Here is a 16,199-nt window from a genome sequence, read left to right on the forward strand (position 1 = left end):
CTTCTGAATGGCAAATGAATGCGTCGTTCACCCGTTCACGCTGACGTCAGCGGCCGCGAATGCTGGCCGTTGCCGCAAGCCTGCCGTAAATGGCGAGGATGCCGCCGACGACGCCCGCGAGATTGATCGCAGCGTCGATCATGGCGGCCTGGTCGGCGAGCGAAATCTCGGTGCCGGCGGCTTTCATCAGGGCGGCAGCGATCGCTACCAGCCCGCCCCAGACCGTCTTCGACTGATACCAGTCCTTGGTCGTTTCCATCACGCATCTCCTTCATGTTTAGGGACAAGATCGGCCATCGCGGCGATGCCGAGCGGGACCGCCCGGCCAAGCTGGCGCAGGCGGATCTGGAAACCGGCCTGCAGCGTGCCGAAATCGGCAAGTTCCAGCGCCTGTGGATAATCAAAGGCCGGGGCCGTCACCTCCACCCGCCGGAGCGTGGTGGCTGCCGCCATGATTTCGAGCGCGTAACGCTCCTCCGGCTCGTCCAGCGGAATATCGGTCGCAGCCCAGTCGTCGGCACCCACGCGTCCGCGCCGCATCCAGGTGAACCGGACCTGGTCCGGGCCGCGGCGGGCGCGAAGATGGACCGGCGCCAGCGGCGTCTCCGCCCGCACTCCGCCGGCCAGCACATAGGGGCCGGCACGGCCTGCGGCGCTGCCCAGTGGCTCGACCAGCCAGTTGAGCGCCATGCTGCGTTCCTCCGGCAGAAGGCCGATGGGCACCACCGCCGCATCGAGGAAAACGACCGGCGCACCGTGTGTCGCCCCGGCAGCCATGGCGTCTTCCGTGCCGGCGAGCCCGCGCAGCAGCCGGCTCACCCGCCAGCGGTTCGGGGCGATTTCGGTCGCGTTGCAGAAGCCGATGATCTCGAAGCTGCCGTTGCCGGACAGCAGCGCCAGCCGGTTGTTGCCGCCGAGCACCGCTGCCTCTGCCGCAGACGACAGGCTTCCCGAAACAAGATCCACGACGATCTCGCCGCTCCGGTCGAACCGGCCGACAATGCAAGCCGAAATCGCAGCAGCAAGACGTCCGATCGTTGCCGGCCGCTCGATCGCCGCTCTCGTGCGGAAACCCTCGCCGCTCGTCGAGCTCGACAGCAGCATGCGCCGGAACGGTCGGCAGAAAGCGGCGATGCGCGCAAAGCCGGCGGCATCGCTTCCGTCGAAGCGCGGCAGATCGAGAAACTGAACGAGCGGCGAGAAGGACGACGAGGCTGTGGCCGCCGAAGTGCGCTCGCTCGCACCTGCCGAAGCCGGAATGGGAGCAGCCGGTTCGTGACGACGCGCCTCGATCCGTCGCACATCGCCATCCTCGATCCGAGTGACGACATAAATGCCATCCGGCCCGTCGACGACGCGGATTGCATCGCCGGGCATGACCGAGACGTCGGTCGGCGACAGCGGCAGGGTCAATGTTCGGCGCGATACATGATTGTCGCGCAGCAGCGCTTCAGCTGTCCCTTGCGCCGCATCCTCGTAAAGCACGCCGGCGATATCGGCCTGGATGATGCGTTGGCTGGCGCCGGCAATCCGCCGGGAGCGAACGCTCGCCTGCTCGTAGTCGAGCACGGGGTTTGAAAAACTTGCCACCGCCTCGGCGGCAAAATCGCTGTCGTGGCCGCGCGTCTCGCTCCACGCCGGCTCGTCCGGGCGCTCTGCCAGCACGTCGATCTCCCGGGCCGGCAGGCTCACCTTCGTCCGGCTGCGAAAGCGCAGGGTGCCGCGGTCTTCGATGACATCGAGCAGGAATGTCTGCACCAGCGGCTCGATCAGCGCGCGCGCCGATCCGACATCCGCCTTAATGTAGCCGATGAGGTCACCGGCCACCTCCGAGACGTCATACTCGACGAACCCATGCTCGGTCAGGATCGCGGCGATCGCGTCGGCAAGCGTCGTCGCCCCCAGCCGCCCCGTCAGCCAGTGACCGGTGCGCCAGTTCTCACCGTCGCTCCAGATGGACAGGTCGTTGGGGAAGACCGGATACGGACGCGAATCCCAGGTCCACAGGAAGATCCGGTCCGTGTCCAGCATGCCGGCGGGTGCTGCGCTGCCGTTCCACCAGTCGAGATGCGCCTCCAGGAACCGCCGCTGCATGCTGTCGCTGCGCCCGCCGCTCGAAAAATACGGTCTTGCGCTCTCGGATGACTTCGGGTCGACGAAGACGTTCGGCTGGTTGGCGCCCTTGTCGATCGCCGGGCAGCCGAGTTCGGTGAACCAGATCGGCTTCGAGCCCGGAACCCAGCCGGTCGGCACCGGCCGTTCCGACCCGCCCACCCGGTCGAAGTGCTGGTTGCTCCACCAGTTCCGGATGTCCTTGTAGCGGAACACCCACGGCTTGCCGGCCAGTCCGTCGGTGATCGGCGAACGGTTGCGCGCCGCCCGATCTGCGTCGCTTGCATAATACCAGTCGTAGCCCTCGCCGCGGCTGACGGCCGCCATCAGCGCCACCGGATCCTCGGCAAGCCGCGCACCGTCCGGGTTGGCATCCGCCAGATCCTCGTCGCGCCAATCCGACAACGGCATGTAGTTGTCGATGCCGACCGCATCGATCGCCGGCGAGGCCCAGAGCGGGTCGAGATTGAAGTAGACGTCGCCCGATCCGTCCTGCGGCTGATAGCCGAAATATTCACTCCAGTCGGCGCCGTAGGTGAGCCGGGTCGCCGGCCCCAGCAGCGCCCGCAGGTCGCTGGCCAGCCGCACGAGTTCGGCAACGAAGGGGAAGCCGTCGCCCGGTCCACGCACGCGCGTCAGCCCGCGCAACTCGGAGCCGATGATGAAGCCGTCGACGCCGCCTGCTTCGGCGGCAAGCGCCGCATAGTGCAGCACGAGCCGACGATATCCCTCCGCGCCGTTGCAGAAGAGGTCGACTTCGGCCGCCGCTGCGGCGCTGCGATCCGTAGATCCGGCATTCCCCGGCGCCGGATGGCAGGTGATCCGCCCACGCCAGGGATAGGGTGGCTGCACCGCACCGCCATAGGGGTCCGGCAGCGTGTTGCCGGCCGGAACGTCCATCATGACGAACGGGTAGAGGAAGATCTTGATGCCGCGGGCCTTCAGGTCCGCGATTGCCTGCAGCACGCTTGCGTCTCCCGGTGTTCCGCCATAGGCGGGGCCGGTGCCGTTGCGGCTCACCAGATAGGCGTCGCCGCGCTCGATGCCGGCCACCTGCCACGGCTGGCTCTCCCCGTCGCGGCCGGAGACTTCGACGCCGGGCACGATGCGGCAGTGTCCGGCCCTGAGGTCGGTGCCGAACCAGCTGACCACCAGCGCCACCGCGTCGAGGTTCGGGCAGAGCGCCTGCAACTCGTCCAGCGATGCCTGCCAGTCGGTCGCAGCGGTCAGGATGTTGCGGTTGAGAATGCGCGCGCTGCCCTCGCCGGTCTGCTCCGTCACCTGTTCGGTGGCATAGCCATGCTCTGTCGATCCGGGGATCAGCGTCACCGCTCTGACCTGCCGCTCAAGCCGGCCGACCGGCCGCACCACCTCGAACTGCAGGAGCGGTATCCGGTTGCCGAAATCGTTGATCGGCAGCCGCTCGAAGACCACGTAGGCGAGGCCGCGATAGGCAGGCGCTTGGCCCGCACCCTGCTTCGCCTCGATCAGCGGATCGGCAAGCTGGTCTTCGGTGCCGCGGTAGACGCGCATCTCGATCGTCGTCAGGTCCAGTTCCCGGCCATCCGCCCAGACCCGCCGCACGAGCGCGATCTCGCCTTCGCAGAGGCCGACCGCGAGATTGGCGTAGTAGCTGAAGGTCTCCACCCGCTTGCCGGACGTCGCCTTGCCGCCCTGCCGTTCGCTCGTCACCTCTTCCTCGAAGCGCGTCGCCCAGATCAGCGTCCCGCCGATGCGGGCCGTACCGTAGAGGCGCGTGATCGGAGTGCCTTCGTCGGCACCCGGAATGCGGGCCGTTGCCAGTCGCGGGCCGGTAACCGTCGAAGATCCGCCGCCGATCAGCGCACGGTCGACGGCCGCACCGGCAAGTCCACCGACCGCCCGTCCGAGGATCGCACCGAACGGACCGAATGCGGAGCCGAGGGCTGCCCCCGCCGCCTGAAACAGGATGGTCGCCATGGGAGCTCCGCCACGCATGGAGATGCGCGTTAAAAGTGTGCTAGCGTGTGAAGATGTTCGCGGCAGAAGCAGTACGCGTCAGACCAGTGACGCGCCGGTGAGGATTGGCCCCACCGGCTCAGGCAAGGGCCTTGCTGTCGAACATGGAGGTTTTGCTATGAGGCTCATGCCGATTGGCATCACGCTCATCTTGAGGAAGGCCCGGACGGGCTGGATTATCACCGTCCGGGTTTACATCTCAAGATAAGTAAAACGGTGAGCGGAGCGACAACTCCGCTCACCACTCCCTCCCTATACAGCTCATTGGTGCGTAATTCAACAATCAAGCGGCTCCGGAAATCGGTGCACGGCAGCAATTCTGCGTCGCCAGGACGGCACCAGCGCCGAGCAGGTCACCGCCGCCTGCTCGTAGGCGTGGATGAAGTGCTGATCGTCCTTCAGGATACCTGCGTGCTTTGCAGCACAACCCGTCTGCCAGCGAAACAGCAGCAGGTCGCCGGCCTGTGCTTCGCCGATCAATAGCGAGGGGCCGAACAGGCGCAGCCCGGCCTCGAGGAGACGTTCCTCGCCTGACCGCTCGGCCCAGTCCGGCGCATAGGCCGGCACTGGTCCGGGCTCTTCGCCGTATACCTCGCGCCAGACGCCGCGGATCAACCCGATGCAGTCGCACCCAACGCCTTTCGTTGCACCCTGATGACGGTAGGGCGTGCCGATCCAGCCCTCCGCCAGCTGGACGATGCGCTCGCCCGCCGTCATTCGAAGATCGTGCTGCCATCGTGCAGCCGCTCCCCATCCACGTAGGAATAGCTGAAATCGGATCCCGGCACGTGCGGAAATCCGCGAAAGTTGAGGTGGTTGGCGAACCGGCTCCTGCAGGTGGCAAAACGCTTGTCGCATCCGGCGATGGTGGTGACGGTCTCGCCCGCCTGCACGGCCCGATCGAGGGGCAACCAGAGCGTCAGCCGCGCCCTTCCGTCGGCCGACAACACATGGCCATCGATCGCGATCTCTTGGCTGTCGGCAAGAACAAGGCTGCCGCGATCGAAAAAGCCGGACGCGAAACTCGCCAATCCACTGACGACGAGATGGCTGCGGTCGGGCATCTCGACCACGGTGCCGGTGGCGCGGAACAGCGTCAGATCGACCCCGCAGCGCGCATCTCCGAGGCTTGCGTCGCAGCGCCGGCCATAGATCCGTCCCTGCGGCTGGTCGAGCCTGTGGGCGATGCTGCGCAGCTCCGCGGTAAACCGTTCGCCGGCGCGCGACACCTCGCCGATCTCGCGCACCGCCAGTGCCAGATGCTGTCCGGGATCTTCCCAGTTGACGAGGAAGAGTTCGACCCGTGCGCCGTCGAAGCGGCCGCTTGCCAGGTCGACCTCGGAGATCGCGGCGCTCGAAAAGCCGCCAGCCACCTCGCCGCTGCCAGCGGCCAGACCCGCCGCGGCCTCGTTCTCGGTGGTGGCGAAACCACTTGCCGCATGGCACAGCGTGCCGGCGACCGTCAGATCGCCGTCGTGATCGGTAAAGCCCAGTACCGCTCCGTCGCGGCGCGTCACCCGCCATGCATGGCAGGTGGTCGTGGCGTCGGCAGCAAGATGCGCCGCCAGAGCAGCCGGAACCTCTCTCATGGCAGGATCTCCGTCAGAGGAATGGCCGGGATGCTCCCGGCGTTGAAGGCCGAGAGGTTGATGTCGATCCGGTCGATGTCGAAGCGTACCGGAACGTCGAACTCAAAGCCGGCGCGGATTTCGGCACCTGGCCCTGGCACATGTCCCGGCTGAAAACTCACCATTCCGCTCGCCGCGTCGCAGAGGTAGCGATCCGTGGCCACGACAACACCGCCGACCGCTATCTGCACCGTCCCGACAACCGGTTTGGCGATCGTGCGTACCACGCCGCCCGCCGCATCGGCATAGGTCTTTACCAGCTGGAACTGCACCGTCACGCCGTCGCCGGTGCCGATCATCTGGTCAGTTGCCTGCGGCATCTGGATTGGAGAACATGACTTCCAGTCGAGCGGATCGTGGAACCGGAAGCCGTGCAACTGGCCACGCCGGGCCTCGAAAAAGGCCAGCACCTCGTAGAGATCGGCCAGCGATTTGACGCCGGATCCGGCATCGTAGCTGCGCCGCGCGTGCCGCCAGCGCGCATTGCGCTGCTCGCGGCCGTTGGAGAGGTTGACGATATCGGTGCGCCGCACCGGCCCGCCGCTGACCCCCAGCGCCACCCTCAACGGAAAGCGCACCTCGTGGAATGCGGTCATTTGTCTTCCCCGTCTGTCAGAGCCCGCGCCGGCCGCGCGCCACGCTGCGTGCTAGGAGTGCGGAGATCTGCGGTTCGCTCTTGCGGAAACTTGCGGCGTCGCTGGCGGTCACGTTGAAAACGATCTGCGGCGCAGCGCCCGAGCCTGCTCCAGCGACCGAAACGCCAAGCGCGCCGTCCGGCCCGCGTCGCAGCGGCATGATCGCTTCGGCACCCGCCTCACCCATCAGGCCGAGGCCGCCACCCATCGAGAACATCGCAGGGCTTCGCACGACGCCACCGTCGGCAAACGGCGTGACCGACCCCATCGAGCCGATGAGACTGGTCGCTGCCCCGGAAACGAGACCCTCCAGCGGCTTCAGTGCCGCCGACAGGCCGACATCGGTCAGCCGCAGCGCCAGCTTGCCCAGCACGTCCTCGAGGCTCCGGCCGCTGACGGTCGCCGACTTCAGGGCACCCGAAAGCGCCGAGCCGAAGCGGGCCGAGCGGCTTTCCAGATCGGTTAGCGCCTGCGCCAGCGCCTGGGTGCCGGTGAGGCTTGTGACGAGATCCTCGCTGTCGATGTCCATCCGATTCCCCAAGGTGAGAGTTGTGCGGTTCGTCGTGCGTAGTGTCGCTAGTCCGGGAATTGATGCATCAGTGTCTGCAGGCCAACGCGCTGCAGGACCGGGGCGACCGGTCGCCAGGCGCCGCTCATGGCCGTCAATTCACGCGGCGTCAGAGCCCAGAAGTCGGTCGGCGTCAGCCGCAGCAGGCAAAGCCCGACATGCATCACGAGCGCCCAGGACTGCGTTTGTCCGGCATGCTCGTATGCTGCTGCGGCTGCGGAGGGTTTGGCGCCGCCTCCGTCTGCGGTCCGGTAAACGCCGCCTCCAGCAAGTCGGCCGCCACCCGGGCGCAGGCAGGGATCCCGCCATCGACGCTCATCGCCGCCACCTCCTCGTCGGAAAAGCAGTTGCCGCCGCCGCGCAGTCCCGCCGCCATCACGCAGACGAGATCGCCGGCCCGCAGCCTTCCGGACGAGAAGCGCGCGGCAAGGTCGGAAAGATCATCTGCACCGAAAGCCGTTTCGAGTTCCGCCAGCGCGCCGAGCGTCAGGCAGAGGATGCGTCGCTCGCCGTCGATCATCGCCTCCACCTCGCCGCGCCGGCGGTTGGCCCGACCCAGCCGGACGCCGGGCCCATAGCCTCCCGCATCGCCGGCCATCAGACGGCACCGAAGGTCAGGTTGCCGGCCGATTCCAGCGCCAGTTCGAAGCGCACCTCGCCATTGTGATCGCCGGCATATTCCAGGGCAGTGATCTGGAACCCGCCGCTCACCGTTCCGAAGGCCGGGATGACCAGCTGCCAGGTGAGGATCGCGCCGGCAAAGAAGGCGGACCGCACGAGCGCATCCGACGCCTGGTCCTTGAACAGCCCGGCACCGGTCAGCGAGGCGCGCTGAATGCCGGCGCCACCCAGCAGTTCGCGCCAGCGCCCGGCGCTCTCGCTGTCCGTCACGTCGACCGTCTCGGCGTTGAACGCGAGGCGCTTGGATCGCAACCCCGCCACGGTCAGCCAGCTGCCGCCATTGTCGACCTTCAGCAGAAGGTCCTTGCCTGCCTGCGCTACCATCGCATCTCTCCTGTCTGTGTGGCTTAAATGCCGTCACTCGGTTACGGCGCGAAAGCGCAGCTCGATGACGCTGAGCCTGGTTTCCTTGTCCCGCCGGCTCGTCATCCCGGTGCAGACAATGCTGACCAGATGCGCATCCGAAAGCGGCAGCGAGGCAGCATGCAGCAGCGCTTTCACCCGCGCGGCGATCTCCAGCGCCCGCGCCCGGCCTTCGCCTTCGGCCCACACCTCGATGGTGGCTAAATGCTCCTCGCCAGGCTCGGTTGCTGTCGAATAGTCGCGGCTCTCGATTGTGCCGTAGACGATCGCCGGCAGTTGCATGCGCGGCAGGACGCGGTCGCGGATGCCGTCACTGCCGACTTCGGCCATGAGGGCGGCATCCTGCGTCAGATGCTGATGGACCGCCCGCAGAAGGGCTTGCTGCGCGCTCATTGCTGTTGCTCCTCGCAATCGAGAACCAGGAAGCGTCGCGTTTCGTCCGGGTCGCGCACCAGCCGCACGATGAAGATGCGCGACGCTTTTCGCAGCCGCTGGCCGGCGACGATGTCACTCCGCCAGCCCGTCCACATATGGTGCGTGACGGTGGCTCGGTTGCCGCCGGCAACCTCCGTCACCCGGGCCGAGACCGGCTCGATGCGCGCCCAGAGCCTGTCGGCGCACTGGAATGTCGTCGAAGCACCACCCTGGCCGTCGGGCGCCTCCGCCGGTAACTCGCGGTCCAGCCGCGCCGTCAGCGCACCGGGATCAAGCGGCAGCCTGTCCATCAGAGCCTCCGCATCCGGTAGCCGGCGATCAACCGCTCGTAGCCGTCCGGCACACCGGCCGGCTGGTCCTGAGGCGCCACAACGCCGCGATAGGCGAACATGAAGGCGACATGGATCAGCATCGCCCGGATCAGCGTGCCTGGCACGTCGGTGCCGGCCTCGCCGTAGCCGGCGGAAAAGTCGATCTCGATGCCGTTCATCCGCCGTTCGGGAGCAGGCGGATCGCGCAGCCAGAGCCGTACCGGGCGGCCCGCGCCATCCAGCAGGTGATCTTCAAGCGATACATCAGAGGCGGTCCCGTCGGCTGCGTAAACCGTCACTGCATCAACGGCTTGCACCGGGCTCCTGGCAATCGGAATCACGCCGCCGATCGGCCAGCCGTCCAGGTAAAGCCGCCAGCGCTGCGCCAGCAGGCACAGCCCCGTCTCACGCTCCAGATGCTCTCGCGCCGCGCGGATCAGCGCCGTCAACAGGTCGTCCTCGTCCGTCTGGTCGAGGCGCAGATGCGCCCTCACCTGGGCAAGCGTCAGCGGCTCCGCCGTCGGCGGATCGATCAGGGCATAGGTCATCAAAGCATCCTTCGTCAGCGAGAAACGCTGCAGTGTCCTCTTCCCTCTCTCCGCGTGCGGAGAGAGGGTCAGGGGTCAATAGGCGGGCACGGTTGAGCGACACGTCCACTGGTGGGCTCAGCTGGCGGAAAACTTCACCAGCTTGATCGCCTCGAAATTCTGCACCCCGCCGCCGACGCGCTTGGTGGTGTAGAACAGCACGTAGGGCTTGGCCGAATACGGGTCGCGCAGTACCCGGATGCCGGTCCGGTCGACGACGAGGTAGCCGGAGCGGAAATCGCCGATGGCGATGGACAGTGCATTGGCGGCAATGTCCGGCATCTCCTCGCCTTCGGCGACCGGAAAGCCCATCAGTGTCGCCGCCTGTCCCGCCGATGCCGGCGGCCGCCACAGGTAGTTGCCGTCGGCATCCTTGAACTTGCGGATCTCCCCTTGCGTCTTGCGGTTCATCAGGAAGGTGGCGTTCTGCCGGTGACCCGCCTTCAGCGCATAGACGGCGTTGATCAGCACGTCGGAGGGTCCGCTCGAGGCAAACCCGCCGGCGGCACCGGTCGCCAGATAGCCGAGACTGCCCCAGCTCCAGCCGCTGTCGGCGACGGCGTCGTAGGCGAGAAAACCCTTCGGCTTGTTCACCCCATCACCGCGAATGAAGGCATCGCCTTCCTGCTCGGCAAACACCATGTCCACCTCGCCGGCCAGCCAGGCCTCGATGTCGACTGCCGCGTCGTCGAGCAGGCCTTGCGTCGCCGCCGGCATGGCGTAGAGCTCCATGGTCGGGAACGACAGCTCCGAAAGCTGCGGTGCACCGGTCTGCGGCCGGGCAGCCGTCTCGGCCACCCAGCCGGTCGCCGGACCGCTGATAGCGAACGGCTTCTTCAGCACCGCCGAGGACACGGTGCGCACGCTCGACAGGGCCCGCATCGGCGAGACATGGCTCATGCGCCGCCCGATCTCGGTGTCCGTCTCCGGCGGCACCAGATAGCCGCCGTCGCCGCCGACGCCGGCATTCATCGCCTTGACGTCGAGCTCGCGCAGGCCGCCCTCCTCGCCGCGGCGAACATAGGCGTCGAAGGCTGCCTTGTGCTCCGTCATGTCGTCGGAGATCTCGGCACGCCCGCCAAGCGCCGGCCGCGCCTTCTTCAGCACCAGCTGGTCGATCACGGCCTTCTGGTCGTCCATGGCGCGATTGATCCGCTCCATCTTGTCGCGCGTCACCACGTCAGCGGTAAGCTTCTGCTCGATCTCGCCGAGCCTGCGATCGTTGACGTCCTTGAACGCCTCGAAGGCCTCCATGAAATCCTCGAAGGCGGCGGTCACCGTGTCCGGCACCGCCTTCACCTCCGGTGCACCGGTCGTCGTTGCTTCAGCCATGATCCTATCCCTTGAAGTTGGTTGCCCACAAAGTCTTCGCCGCCCGCCGCATGCTGCGGACGAGTTCGGTTTCTCGATCGCGGAAGAACCGCGCATGCTTGACGTCCGACACGCGCGCCGACGGCAGCATCGGAAAGGTGACGATGGAAATCTCCCAGAGGTCCGCCTCGAGGATGCGCCGGACGCCGGTTCTGGCATCATTGCGGGCCTTCACCGTTCGAAAGCCGATCGACAGGCCGTCCAGCGCGCCGCTCTTCATCAGCGCATGCACCTCGCGCGCCCGCGCCACGCCGCCCGCCAGCTGCCCCTCGACATAAAGCCCGCGACCATCCTCGCGGATGGTCGTCCATGCGCCGATCGGCTCGTTCGGGTCGTGCTGGTAGAGCATGCGCACGCCGGCCGCGCCGCGTTCGACGAGCGAATTGCCGAAGGCGCCGCGCTCGATCGTGTCCTTGCCGAGATCTACCTCGCCGAAGACGCTGGCATAGCCGGCAAAGCTGCCGTCGCCGGTCAGCCCGCGCAGTTCCAGGCTCGCAAATTTGCGCGCGTTCGGGCGCGGCCCGCGGTAAGCGTGCATGAGGTTCTCCAGCGGTTTCGGTGTTGTGGAAGGGTCGGGAGCGGCAGACGCCTCAGGAGGCGTCGGAGCGGTCGCCGTAGCGGTTGGCGATCCGCACCAGGGCGCCAAGCACCCACCAGGCCGATAGGCTGGCGCTCGCAGCCCCGGTCAAAGTCGTTTCGACGGCTGTCAGCTGCCCGGTCAGGCCCAGCCGCGCCGTCAGCCACAGGCCGGCGGGACCGCCGAACATCACGCCGCAGGAGATCCCGGTCAGGAAACGGCTTACCGCCTCCCGGCCGCTTGCCGGCACCAGGTAGACGAGCGAGACCCAGGCGCCTGCAGCAGCGCCGATGATCTTTGCAGCCAGCAGGCCGCCATCATGGCCAAGATCAGCCATTTGTTCACCTTTTCGATGTAGTGTCGGATGTCGGAGCGCCGTGGCGCGCATGAAAAAACCCGCGTGGTTCGACCACCGCAGGTTGGAGATTTGTCGAGTCTTCAGAATCGGATGGCGCCGGTTTCTCACGCAGAGTGTCCGGGTCTTCACAGATTGATTCAGGTTGTTGAAGCTCTAGATCAGCGCGGCCGTGGTAACTGCCGGCACGGTCGCGTCAGGACCATTCACCGGCAGGCTGCCTGCCTATGATGCATTGAAGCGGAACGTCCGCTCCGAACTTCTCCACGAAGAACCAGCGGCGGTACAGCCCGTGCTCAGTCGCCCGGATCCAGATCGGATTCGAGTTCCTGCCGCAATTGCCGTCCATGCCAGACCGAGATGATCACGATGCCGGTGCGACGCACCACATAGTGGATGTGGTACGGCGCCAGCACGTACCGGCGAACCTGCTCCACCGGTCCAACCACCGCGCCAGCTTCGGGATGAGAAGCAAGCAGACGCGAAGCGCGCTTGATCTTGGCCGAGAAATCCAGAGAGGCCCAGCGGCTATGAGCCTCCAGATATTGCTTTTCCTTGAGAACTTGCCGCTGAGCCTCGTCAGAAAAGCGAACCCTCATCAGGCAGCATCCTCACGTGAAGCACCGTCCAACCTCTGCAGTTCGGCAAACAGGTCTTCCGCATCCACCATTCTGCCCTCAGCCTCATCGTTGAGGCCCCGCTGGATGCTGAGGATTTCCGCTCCCTCCGCCATCAGGTAGTATTTCAGCGCCCGCACGATCACCCAGCTGCGGCTGCGCTCAGTCGCCTGGGCAATCTGCTCCACCTCGGCGAGGATATCCTGCGGCACGCGCAGCGTGATCGGATCGGACAGCGCGGACTTGTCCGTGGTCGTCGGCTTGTCGGAGTTTTCTGCCATTCTCGGGCTCCTCGTAATACAGCGTATTACAGACACCCTACGCCTGTTGCGGGAGCCCGTCCAATCACGCCGTATAACCCACCGCCTGCCGCTTCTCCGCATCGGTGAGAAACCCGGCCTGCCCGACACGGGCCCACAGCGCATCCCGCTCGGCAGACAGCCCGGAGATCCGATCCAGATCCGGCTCCAGCCGGAGCGTCGTCCCGTAGGCATCCGAAAGCCAGGCGGAAAAGCTGGCGGCGGTGCGCGTCAGCAGCGGCACCACGGTCAGCCGGTAGAAGGCGCGGTTGGCTTCCTGGTAGTTGGCATAGGTGTTGTCGCCGGGAATGCCGATCAGCATCGGCGGCACGCCGAGCGACAGTGCGATGTCGCGGGCCGCGGCGTTCTTCGCCTCGATGAAATCCATGTCCTTCGGCGACAGTCCCATCGCCTTCCAGTCCAGCCCACCCTCCAGCAGCAGCGGCCGTCCCGCATTGACGGCACCGGCATAGCCCTGTTCCAGTTCGGCCCGCAGCCGCTCGTACTGGTCGACGGAAAGATTGCCGCCCTCCTTCGGCTGGTAGACCAGCGCCCCGGAGGGCCGGGCGGAATTGTCGAGCAGCGCCTTGTTCCAGCTCGCCGCAGCATTATGGAGGTCAAGCGCCGCACCGGCCGCGGCAAGCGGCGGAAAGCCGCCATGATCGTCGAGCGGGTGGAAAAGCTTGAGATGCAGGAGCGCTGGACCTGAGCCCGCCGCCGCAATGCGCCGAACCGTGCCGCCCACCCGGTAGTCGTAGGCGGTCGGCCAGCCGTCGGCGCCGAGCACGACGCCGATCCGGTCCGGCCGCAGCAGGTGCATTTCCCGCGGCCGGCCTTCCAGCGTCAGCCGCTCGACATAGGCATTTCCCGACAGCAGCAGATGGCCGTAGAGCGTCTCCAGGAAATCCGGCCCGCCCATGCGGGCGTTCGGCCTTGCGAGAAGCGACAGCACCGGATGCTCGCTCACCTCCCGCGTCCCCTCGTAGGCCAGCCATGGCACGGACGCTGCAGCCTCGGAGACAAGCCGCACCGCCCGGTGGACGATCGGGTTCTTCATGAACCCCGCCCGCGACAATGCCGCATAGGATCGCCCCGACCACTGCGCCGTCGCTTCGCCCGACAGAAGCGCAAGACCGCTCCCGAAATCGGTGGTCTTGCGTTCGACGGGCTGTACGGCCTTCGTCTGCGAGCGGAAGGGAAAGCGGAATGGCGTCTTCATGTCGATCCTCACAGATGTCGTCGAAACGAGAAGCCGTCAGACGTCGAGCGCCAGCGCCCGGGCGTAGAGCCTTGCGTAGCGGCCCACGTCGGCTGCCCGGTCGGTGCCGTTGATGATCCGGCGCGCGCCGATCCAGTCGGCCCGCGCGGCTGAAAAGAAATCGCTCAGCCGGCATCCGGTGAAGCGGCCGAGGCGCATCCCGGAAAACAGGATGTCGATCGCCCGCTTCTGCTGCAGGGCGGCATCCGGCGTCTCTTCGATGCCGAAGGTCCGGTAGTTCGCCCGGCCGGTGATCTGCACCAGTCCGCGGCCGCGAAAACGCCAGCCGTCGCCGCTCTTCTCGTCGCCATTGCCCATCCGACCGGCATAGGCGCGATTGGCAATCGGCTCGGGTTGTCGCGCATAGCGCCTCGCCTCGGTGGGCGAAAAGCGCCTCGGAAAGGTCTTCAGCAGGCCCGTTTCGCTGTAGTTGAGATTTTCCTCGATGGGTTGCATTCGCGCGCCGGTCTCATGAAACGCCGTCGCCAGAATGTAGGCCAGATGCCTGCGGTCGCCGTTTTCAGGATCGTCCTGCCAGCGTGCGAGGAGGCTTGCGTGACCGGCTGCAGCTGCCGGCGAAACACCTTGCGGGTAAAGGCTGGCGCGCAGGCGGGCAAAGAAGATCGTCCGGTCGATGTTCATCTTCCAGCTCCCGATGATCGGTTGAAGCGGCGCAATCCGGGCGTGCGCGATGGCACCGCCTGAGGTTGTGCAGGACTTTCAATCGATTTGAAAAATACTAATCGTTTTAGCCGTTTAGCCAGCGCTTTACTTTCCGCTAACGGTATGGAACCAACAGGCCTCACCGCCGTTCAGTGCCCGGCATTTGATCAGAAGGAGATCATGATGATGCAGCAGACCCCCGCCGTGTCCCCGGCCGCGACCGGACCGAAGCAGCAGATCCCGCAGCACCTGGTGGAACGACTGGAAGCCGAGTGGAAGCAGATGCGCGAAGCAACGCTTTCGCCCGTCACCCCTCGCTGATCGACCGCTGATCGATCGACACACGTCATCAATCGACAAGACGGAGGGGCGTCAGAGCCCGCGCACCCGCGGTTCGCTCTGCCCCTCCAGCATCAAGGCCGTCAGCGCCCATACCAGCGCATCGAGACGGTCGGGAGACCGGCCCGACGACAAACCGTCCGGGCCAAAATCGCACATCTGGTCTTCCAGCGCCGAAAAGCGGCCGGCATGCGCCACCCGCCCCTGTTCGTAGAGCGCCGCCACCGGTTCAGCCCGCAGATACTTGCCACGTGTCGCCCTGACCTGCGTCAGCGGCAGCGTCTCGTCGATGCTGCGCAGCATCGCCGCCACCATCTCGCCGCCCTGGTTGACTTCCGCCACCACCCGGTCCGCCGAGAACCGGCGAAACGTCTTCACCACCTCCGATGCCCAGCCAGCGGGGCTCCTGCCCTCCACCGAACAATCGGCCAGCACCACTGCCCGGCCACTCGCCTCAAGCCCGGCTGCAACGATACCGCAGCAGGAAGCAACGCCGATGCCGGACGGCGGGTCGACCGCCACGACGATGCGCCGCAGCGCTCCGGTGAAGCGGATCGTCAGCGCTTCCAGATCGGCGCGCTTCCACAAGGCGTCCGGCCGGTCCTCGATCAGTTCGCCATCCAGCTCCTGGCGCCCCAGCCTCGTGCCGCCGTAGCGGTTTTCCAGTGCGGTGATGAAGCCGGGCGCCATGTTGCCGGCATTGTCGCGTGTCGACATCCGCGCCAGAACCGTGCCCGGATCGGCGATCAGCCGCTTCAGGATCGGCACCGGCCGCGGCGTCGTCGTCACAAGCTGGCGCGGATCGCTTCCCAGCCGCAGCCCGAACTGCAGCATGTCGAAGGTCTCTTCGGCGTGCCGCCATTTGGCGAGCTCGTCGCACCAGGCAAAATGGAATTGCGGCCCGCGCAGGCTCTCGGGATCCTCGGAGGAGAAGATCTGCGCCACGGCGCCAGTCGGCCAGACCAGCCGCCTGCGCGAGGTCTCGAAGTCCGGCACATGCTTGCGGGCAATCCGGCAGATGCCGGACACGCCGTCGATCATCACCTCACGGGCATCGCCCAGCGTTTCGGCCACCAGCGCGATGCGCAGGCCCTTGGCGCCCGCACCGGTCGCCAGACCATGCACCCATTCGGCACCGGCGCGCGTCTTGCCGGAGCCGCGACCGCCCATCACCAGCCAGGTATGCCAGTCTCCAGACGGAGGCTTCTGCTCCTGGCGCCCGGCGAGCGTCCAGTCACGCCGGACATCGAAGACATGCCGGCGGATCCTTGGCGTCAGCCCCTCGCCATCGACGGCAGACGGGCCGTGCGCTTTCAACTGCATGACCGGCATCTCTGCGGCAACCGCAGCAGGCGGGGAAGGACTATGCTCACGCAGGCTCCTTCCCGTCTCCAGGCCGGCG

21 protein-coding genes are annotated in these 16,199 nt (G+C 66.5%); 1 reads left to right on the top strand and 20 read right to left on the bottom strand.

Features of this window, described 5'->3' with window-relative positions:
* Nucleotides 1–46: 46 nt before the first annotated feature.
* The 19 genes from AAIH46_RS08745 to AAIH46_RS08835 all read right to left on the bottom strand — a co-directional run bounded on the left by AAIH46_RS08745 (nt 47) and on the right by AAIH46_RS08835 (nt 14,437).
* Complete coding sequence (locus AAIH46_RS08745; protein ID WP_430305466.1) at nt 47–259, bottom strand: hypothetical protein; 213 nt, start codon at nt 257–259, stop codon at nt 47–49.
* Nucleotides 259–4,071 (bottom strand): baseplate multidomain protein megatron, encoded by a 3,813-nt coding sequence (locus AAIH46_RS08750; protein ID WP_430305467.1) that lies wholly within the window; start codon nt 4,069–4,071, stop codon nt 259–261. Before AAIH46_RS08750 ends, AAIH46_RS08745 begins: the two co-directional genes overlap by 1 nt.
* 315 nt (nt 4,072–4,386) lie before the next feature.
* The gene (locus AAIH46_RS08755) at nt 4,387–4,827 is read right to left on the bottom strand and encodes an NlpC/P60 family protein (RefSeq protein WP_430305468.1); all 441 of its coding nucleotides are present in this window, start codon (nt 4,825–4,827) and stop codon (nt 4,387–4,389) included.
* Entirely contained in the window at nt 4,824–5,699 is an 876-nt protein-coding gene (locus tag AAIH46_RS08760; protein ID WP_430305469.1) for a DUF2163 domain-containing protein, read from the bottom strand. Before AAIH46_RS08760 ends, AAIH46_RS08755 begins: the two co-directional genes overlap by 4 nt.
* The gene (locus AAIH46_RS08765) at nt 5,696–6,334 is read right to left on the bottom strand and encodes a phage distal tail protein, Rcc01695 family (RefSeq protein WP_430305470.1); all 639 of its coding nucleotides are present in this window, start codon (nt 6,332–6,334) and stop codon (nt 5,696–5,698) included. The genes AAIH46_RS08760 and AAIH46_RS08765 overlap by 4 nt, the downstream gene beginning before the upstream one ends.
* A gap of 16 nt (nt 6,335–6,350) precedes the next feature.
* Nucleotides 6,351–6,902 carry a phage tail tape measure protein gene (locus AAIH46_RS08770; RefSeq protein WP_430305471.1) on the bottom strand — a complete coding sequence of 184 codons (552 nt, stop codon included), beginning with the start codon at nt 6,900–6,902 and terminating at the stop codon, nt 6,351–6,353.
* A 47-nt stretch (nt 6,903–6,949) separates the two neighbouring features.
* Nucleotides 6,950–7,105 (bottom strand): rcc01693 family protein, encoded by a 156-nt coding sequence (locus AAIH46_RS08775; RefSeq protein WP_430305472.1) that lies wholly within the window; start codon nt 7,103–7,105, stop codon nt 6,950–6,952.
* Nucleotides 7,105–7,539 carry a gene transfer agent family protein gene (locus AAIH46_RS08780; protein WP_430305473.1) on the bottom strand — a complete coding sequence of 145 codons (435 nt, stop codon included), beginning with the start codon at nt 7,537–7,539 and terminating at the stop codon, nt 7,105–7,107. Before AAIH46_RS08780 ends, AAIH46_RS08775 begins: the two co-directional genes overlap by 1 nt.
* Nucleotides 7,539–7,946, bottom strand: a complete 408-nt coding sequence (locus AAIH46_RS08785) for a phage major tail protein, TP901-1 family (protein WP_430305474.1) — start codon at nt 7,944–7,946, stop codon at nt 7,539–7,541. Before AAIH46_RS08785 ends, AAIH46_RS08780 begins: the two co-directional genes overlap by 1 nt.
* 33 nt (nt 7,947–7,979) lie before the next feature.
* Entirely contained in the window at nt 7,980–8,378 is a 399-nt protein-coding gene (locus AAIH46_RS08790; RefSeq protein ID WP_430305475.1) for a DUF3168 domain-containing protein, read from the bottom strand.
* Nucleotides 8,375–8,710 carry a phage head closure protein gene (locus AAIH46_RS08795; protein WP_430305476.1) on the bottom strand — a complete coding sequence of 112 codons (336 nt, stop codon included), beginning with the start codon at nt 8,708–8,710 and terminating at the stop codon, nt 8,375–8,377. Before AAIH46_RS08795 ends, AAIH46_RS08790 begins: the two co-directional genes overlap by 4 nt.
* Nucleotides 8,710–9,279: a head-tail connector protein gene (locus tag AAIH46_RS08800; RefSeq protein ID WP_430305477.1), complete on the bottom strand. Its 570-nt coding sequence runs from the start codon at nt 9,277–9,279 to the stop codon at nt 8,710–8,712. Before AAIH46_RS08800 ends, AAIH46_RS08795 begins: the two co-directional genes overlap by 1 nt.
* Nucleotides 9,280–9,396: 117 nt before the next feature.
* Entirely contained in the window at nt 9,397–10,650 is a 1,254-nt protein-coding gene (locus tag AAIH46_RS08805; RefSeq protein ID WP_430305478.1) for a phage major capsid protein, read from the bottom strand.
* A gap of 4 nt (nt 10,651–10,654) precedes the next feature.
* Complete coding sequence (locus AAIH46_RS08810) at nt 10,655–11,227, bottom strand: HK97 family phage prohead protease (RefSeq protein ID WP_430305479.1); 573 nt, start codon at nt 11,225–11,227, stop codon at nt 10,655–10,657.
* A gap of 52 nt (nt 11,228–11,279) precedes the next feature.
* The gene (locus AAIH46_RS08815) at nt 11,280–11,603 is read right to left on the bottom strand and encodes a DUF6107 family protein (protein ID WP_430305480.1); all 324 of its coding nucleotides are present in this window, start codon (nt 11,601–11,603) and stop codon (nt 11,280–11,282) included.
* A gap of 314 nt (nt 11,604–11,917) precedes the next feature.
* On the bottom strand, nt 11,918–12,220 hold the full coding sequence (locus tag AAIH46_RS08820; RefSeq protein ID WP_430305481.1) for a type II toxin-antitoxin system RelE/ParE family toxin: 303 nt from the start codon (nt 12,218–12,220) through the stop codon (nt 11,918–11,920).
* A complete protein-coding gene (locus AAIH46_RS08825) occupies nt 12,220–12,519 on the bottom strand; it encodes a CopG family ribbon-helix-helix protein (RefSeq protein WP_430305482.1) in 300 nt (99 codons plus the stop codon). The genes AAIH46_RS08820 and AAIH46_RS08825 overlap by 1 nt, the downstream gene beginning before the upstream one ends.
* 64 nt (nt 12,520–12,583) lie before the next feature.
* On the bottom strand, nt 12,584–13,756 hold the full coding sequence (locus AAIH46_RS08830) for a phage portal protein (RefSeq protein ID WP_430305483.1): 1,173 nt from the start codon (nt 13,754–13,756) through the stop codon (nt 12,584–12,586).
* 36 nt (nt 13,757–13,792) lie between these two features.
* Nucleotides 13,793–14,437 (bottom strand): hypothetical protein, encoded by a 645-nt coding sequence (locus AAIH46_RS08835; protein ID WP_430305484.1) that lies wholly within the window; start codon nt 14,435–14,437, stop codon nt 13,793–13,795.
* A gap of 204 nt (nt 14,438–14,641) precedes the next feature.
* On the opposite strand from AAIH46_RS08835, the gene AAIH46_RS08840 reads away from it, so the two are divergent.
* Nucleotides 14,642–14,779: a hypothetical protein gene (locus AAIH46_RS08840; protein WP_430305485.1), complete on the top strand. Its 138-nt coding sequence runs from the start codon at nt 14,642–14,644 to the stop codon at nt 14,777–14,779.
* 51 nt (nt 14,780–14,830) lie between these two features.
* Here the strand turns inward: AAIH46_RS08840 and AAIH46_RS08845 are convergent, their stop codons facing one another.
* Nucleotides 14,831–16,120: a DNA-packaging protein gene (locus tag AAIH46_RS08845; protein ID WP_430305486.1), complete on the bottom strand. Its 1,290-nt coding sequence runs from the start codon at nt 16,118–16,120 to the stop codon at nt 14,831–14,833.
* Between the last annotated feature and the right edge of the window lie 79 nt (nt 16,121–16,199).

The organism is Rhizobium sp. 0TCS1.26 (assembly GCF_050455525.1).
Taxonomy (GTDB): Bacteria; Pseudomonadota; Alphaproteobacteria; order Rhizobiales; family Rhizobiaceae; genus Neorhizobium.

What these genes read in the sequence shown, in the direction of transcription:
- AAIH46_RS08785 (WP_430305474.1), bottom strand. Translation starts at nt 7,946, where the DNA reads ATGGTAGCGCAGGCAGGCAAGGACCTTCTGCTGAAGGTCGACAATGGC.
- AAIH46_RS08840 (WP_430305485.1), top strand. Translation starts at nt 14,642, where the DNA reads ATGATGCAGCAGACCCCCGCCGTGTCCCCGGCCGCGACCGGACCGAAG.
- AAIH46_RS08770 (WP_430305471.1), bottom strand. Translation starts at nt 6,902, where the DNA reads ATGGACATCGACAGCGAGGATCTCGTCACAAGCCTCACCGGCACCCAG.
- AAIH46_RS08780 (WP_430305473.1), bottom strand. Translation starts at nt 7,539, where the DNA reads ATGGCCGGCGATGCGGGAGGCTATGGGCCCGGCGTCCGGCTGGGTCGG.
- AAIH46_RS08815 (WP_430305480.1), bottom strand. Translation starts at nt 11,603, where the DNA reads ATGGCTGATCTTGGCCATGATGGCGGCCTGCTGGCTGCAAAGATCATC.
- AAIH46_RS08755 (WP_430305468.1), bottom strand. Translation starts at nt 4,827, where the DNA reads ATGACGGCGGGCGAGCGCATCGTCCAGCTGGCGGAGGGCTGGATCGGC.
- AAIH46_RS08845 (WP_430305486.1), bottom strand. Translation starts at nt 16,120, where the DNA reads ATGCAGTTGAAAGCGCACGGCCCGTCTGCCGTCGATGGCGAGGGGCTG.
- AAIH46_RS08745 (WP_430305466.1), bottom strand. Translation starts at nt 259, where the DNA reads ATGGAAACGACCAAGGACTGGTATCAGTCGAAGACGGTCTGGGGCGGG.
- AAIH46_RS08760 (WP_430305469.1), bottom strand. Translation starts at nt 5,699, where the DNA reads ATGAGAGAGGTTCCGGCTGCTCTGGCGGCGCATCTTGCTGCCGACGCC.
- AAIH46_RS08835 (WP_430305484.1), bottom strand. Translation starts at nt 14,437, where the DNA reads ATGAACATCGACCGGACGATCTTCTTTGCCCGCCTGCGCGCCAGCCTT.
- AAIH46_RS08800 (WP_430305477.1), bottom strand. Translation starts at nt 9,279, where the DNA reads ATGACCTATGCCCTGATCGATCCGCCGACGGCGGAGCCGCTGACGCTT.
- AAIH46_RS08795 (WP_430305476.1), bottom strand. Translation starts at nt 8,710, where the DNA reads ATGGACAGGCTGCCGCTTGATCCCGGTGCGCTGACGGCGCGGCTGGAC.
- AAIH46_RS08810 (WP_430305479.1), bottom strand. Translation starts at nt 11,227, where the DNA reads ATGCACGCTTACCGCGGGCCGCGCCCGAACGCGCGCAAATTTGCGAGC.
- AAIH46_RS08765 (WP_430305470.1), bottom strand. Translation starts at nt 6,334, where the DNA reads ATGACCGCATTCCACGAGGTGCGCTTTCCGTTGAGGGTGGCGCTGGGG.
- AAIH46_RS08750 (WP_430305467.1), bottom strand. Translation starts at nt 4,071, where the DNA reads ATGGCGACCATCCTGTTTCAGGCGGCGGGGGCAGCCCTCGGCTCCGCA.
- AAIH46_RS08790 (WP_430305475.1), bottom strand. Translation starts at nt 8,378, where the DNA reads ATGAGCGCGCAGCAAGCCCTTCTGCGGGCGGTCCATCAGCATCTGACG.
- AAIH46_RS08775 (WP_430305472.1), bottom strand. Translation starts at nt 7,105, where the DNA reads ATGCATGTCGGGCTTTGCCTGCTGCGGCTGACGCCGACCGACTTCTGG.
- AAIH46_RS08825 (WP_430305482.1), bottom strand. Translation starts at nt 12,519, where the DNA reads ATGGCAGAAAACTCCGACAAGCCGACGACCACGGACAAGTCCGCGCTG.
- AAIH46_RS08820 (WP_430305481.1), bottom strand. Translation starts at nt 12,220, where the DNA reads ATGAGGGTTCGCTTTTCTGACGAGGCTCAGCGGCAAGTTCTCAAGGAA.
- AAIH46_RS08830 (WP_430305483.1), bottom strand. Translation starts at nt 13,756, where the DNA reads ATGAAGACGCCATTCCGCTTTCCCTTCCGCTCGCAGACGAAGGCCGTA.
- AAIH46_RS08805 (WP_430305478.1), bottom strand. Translation starts at nt 10,650, where the DNA reads ATGGCTGAAGCAACGACGACCGGTGCACCGGAGGTGAAGGCGGTGCCG.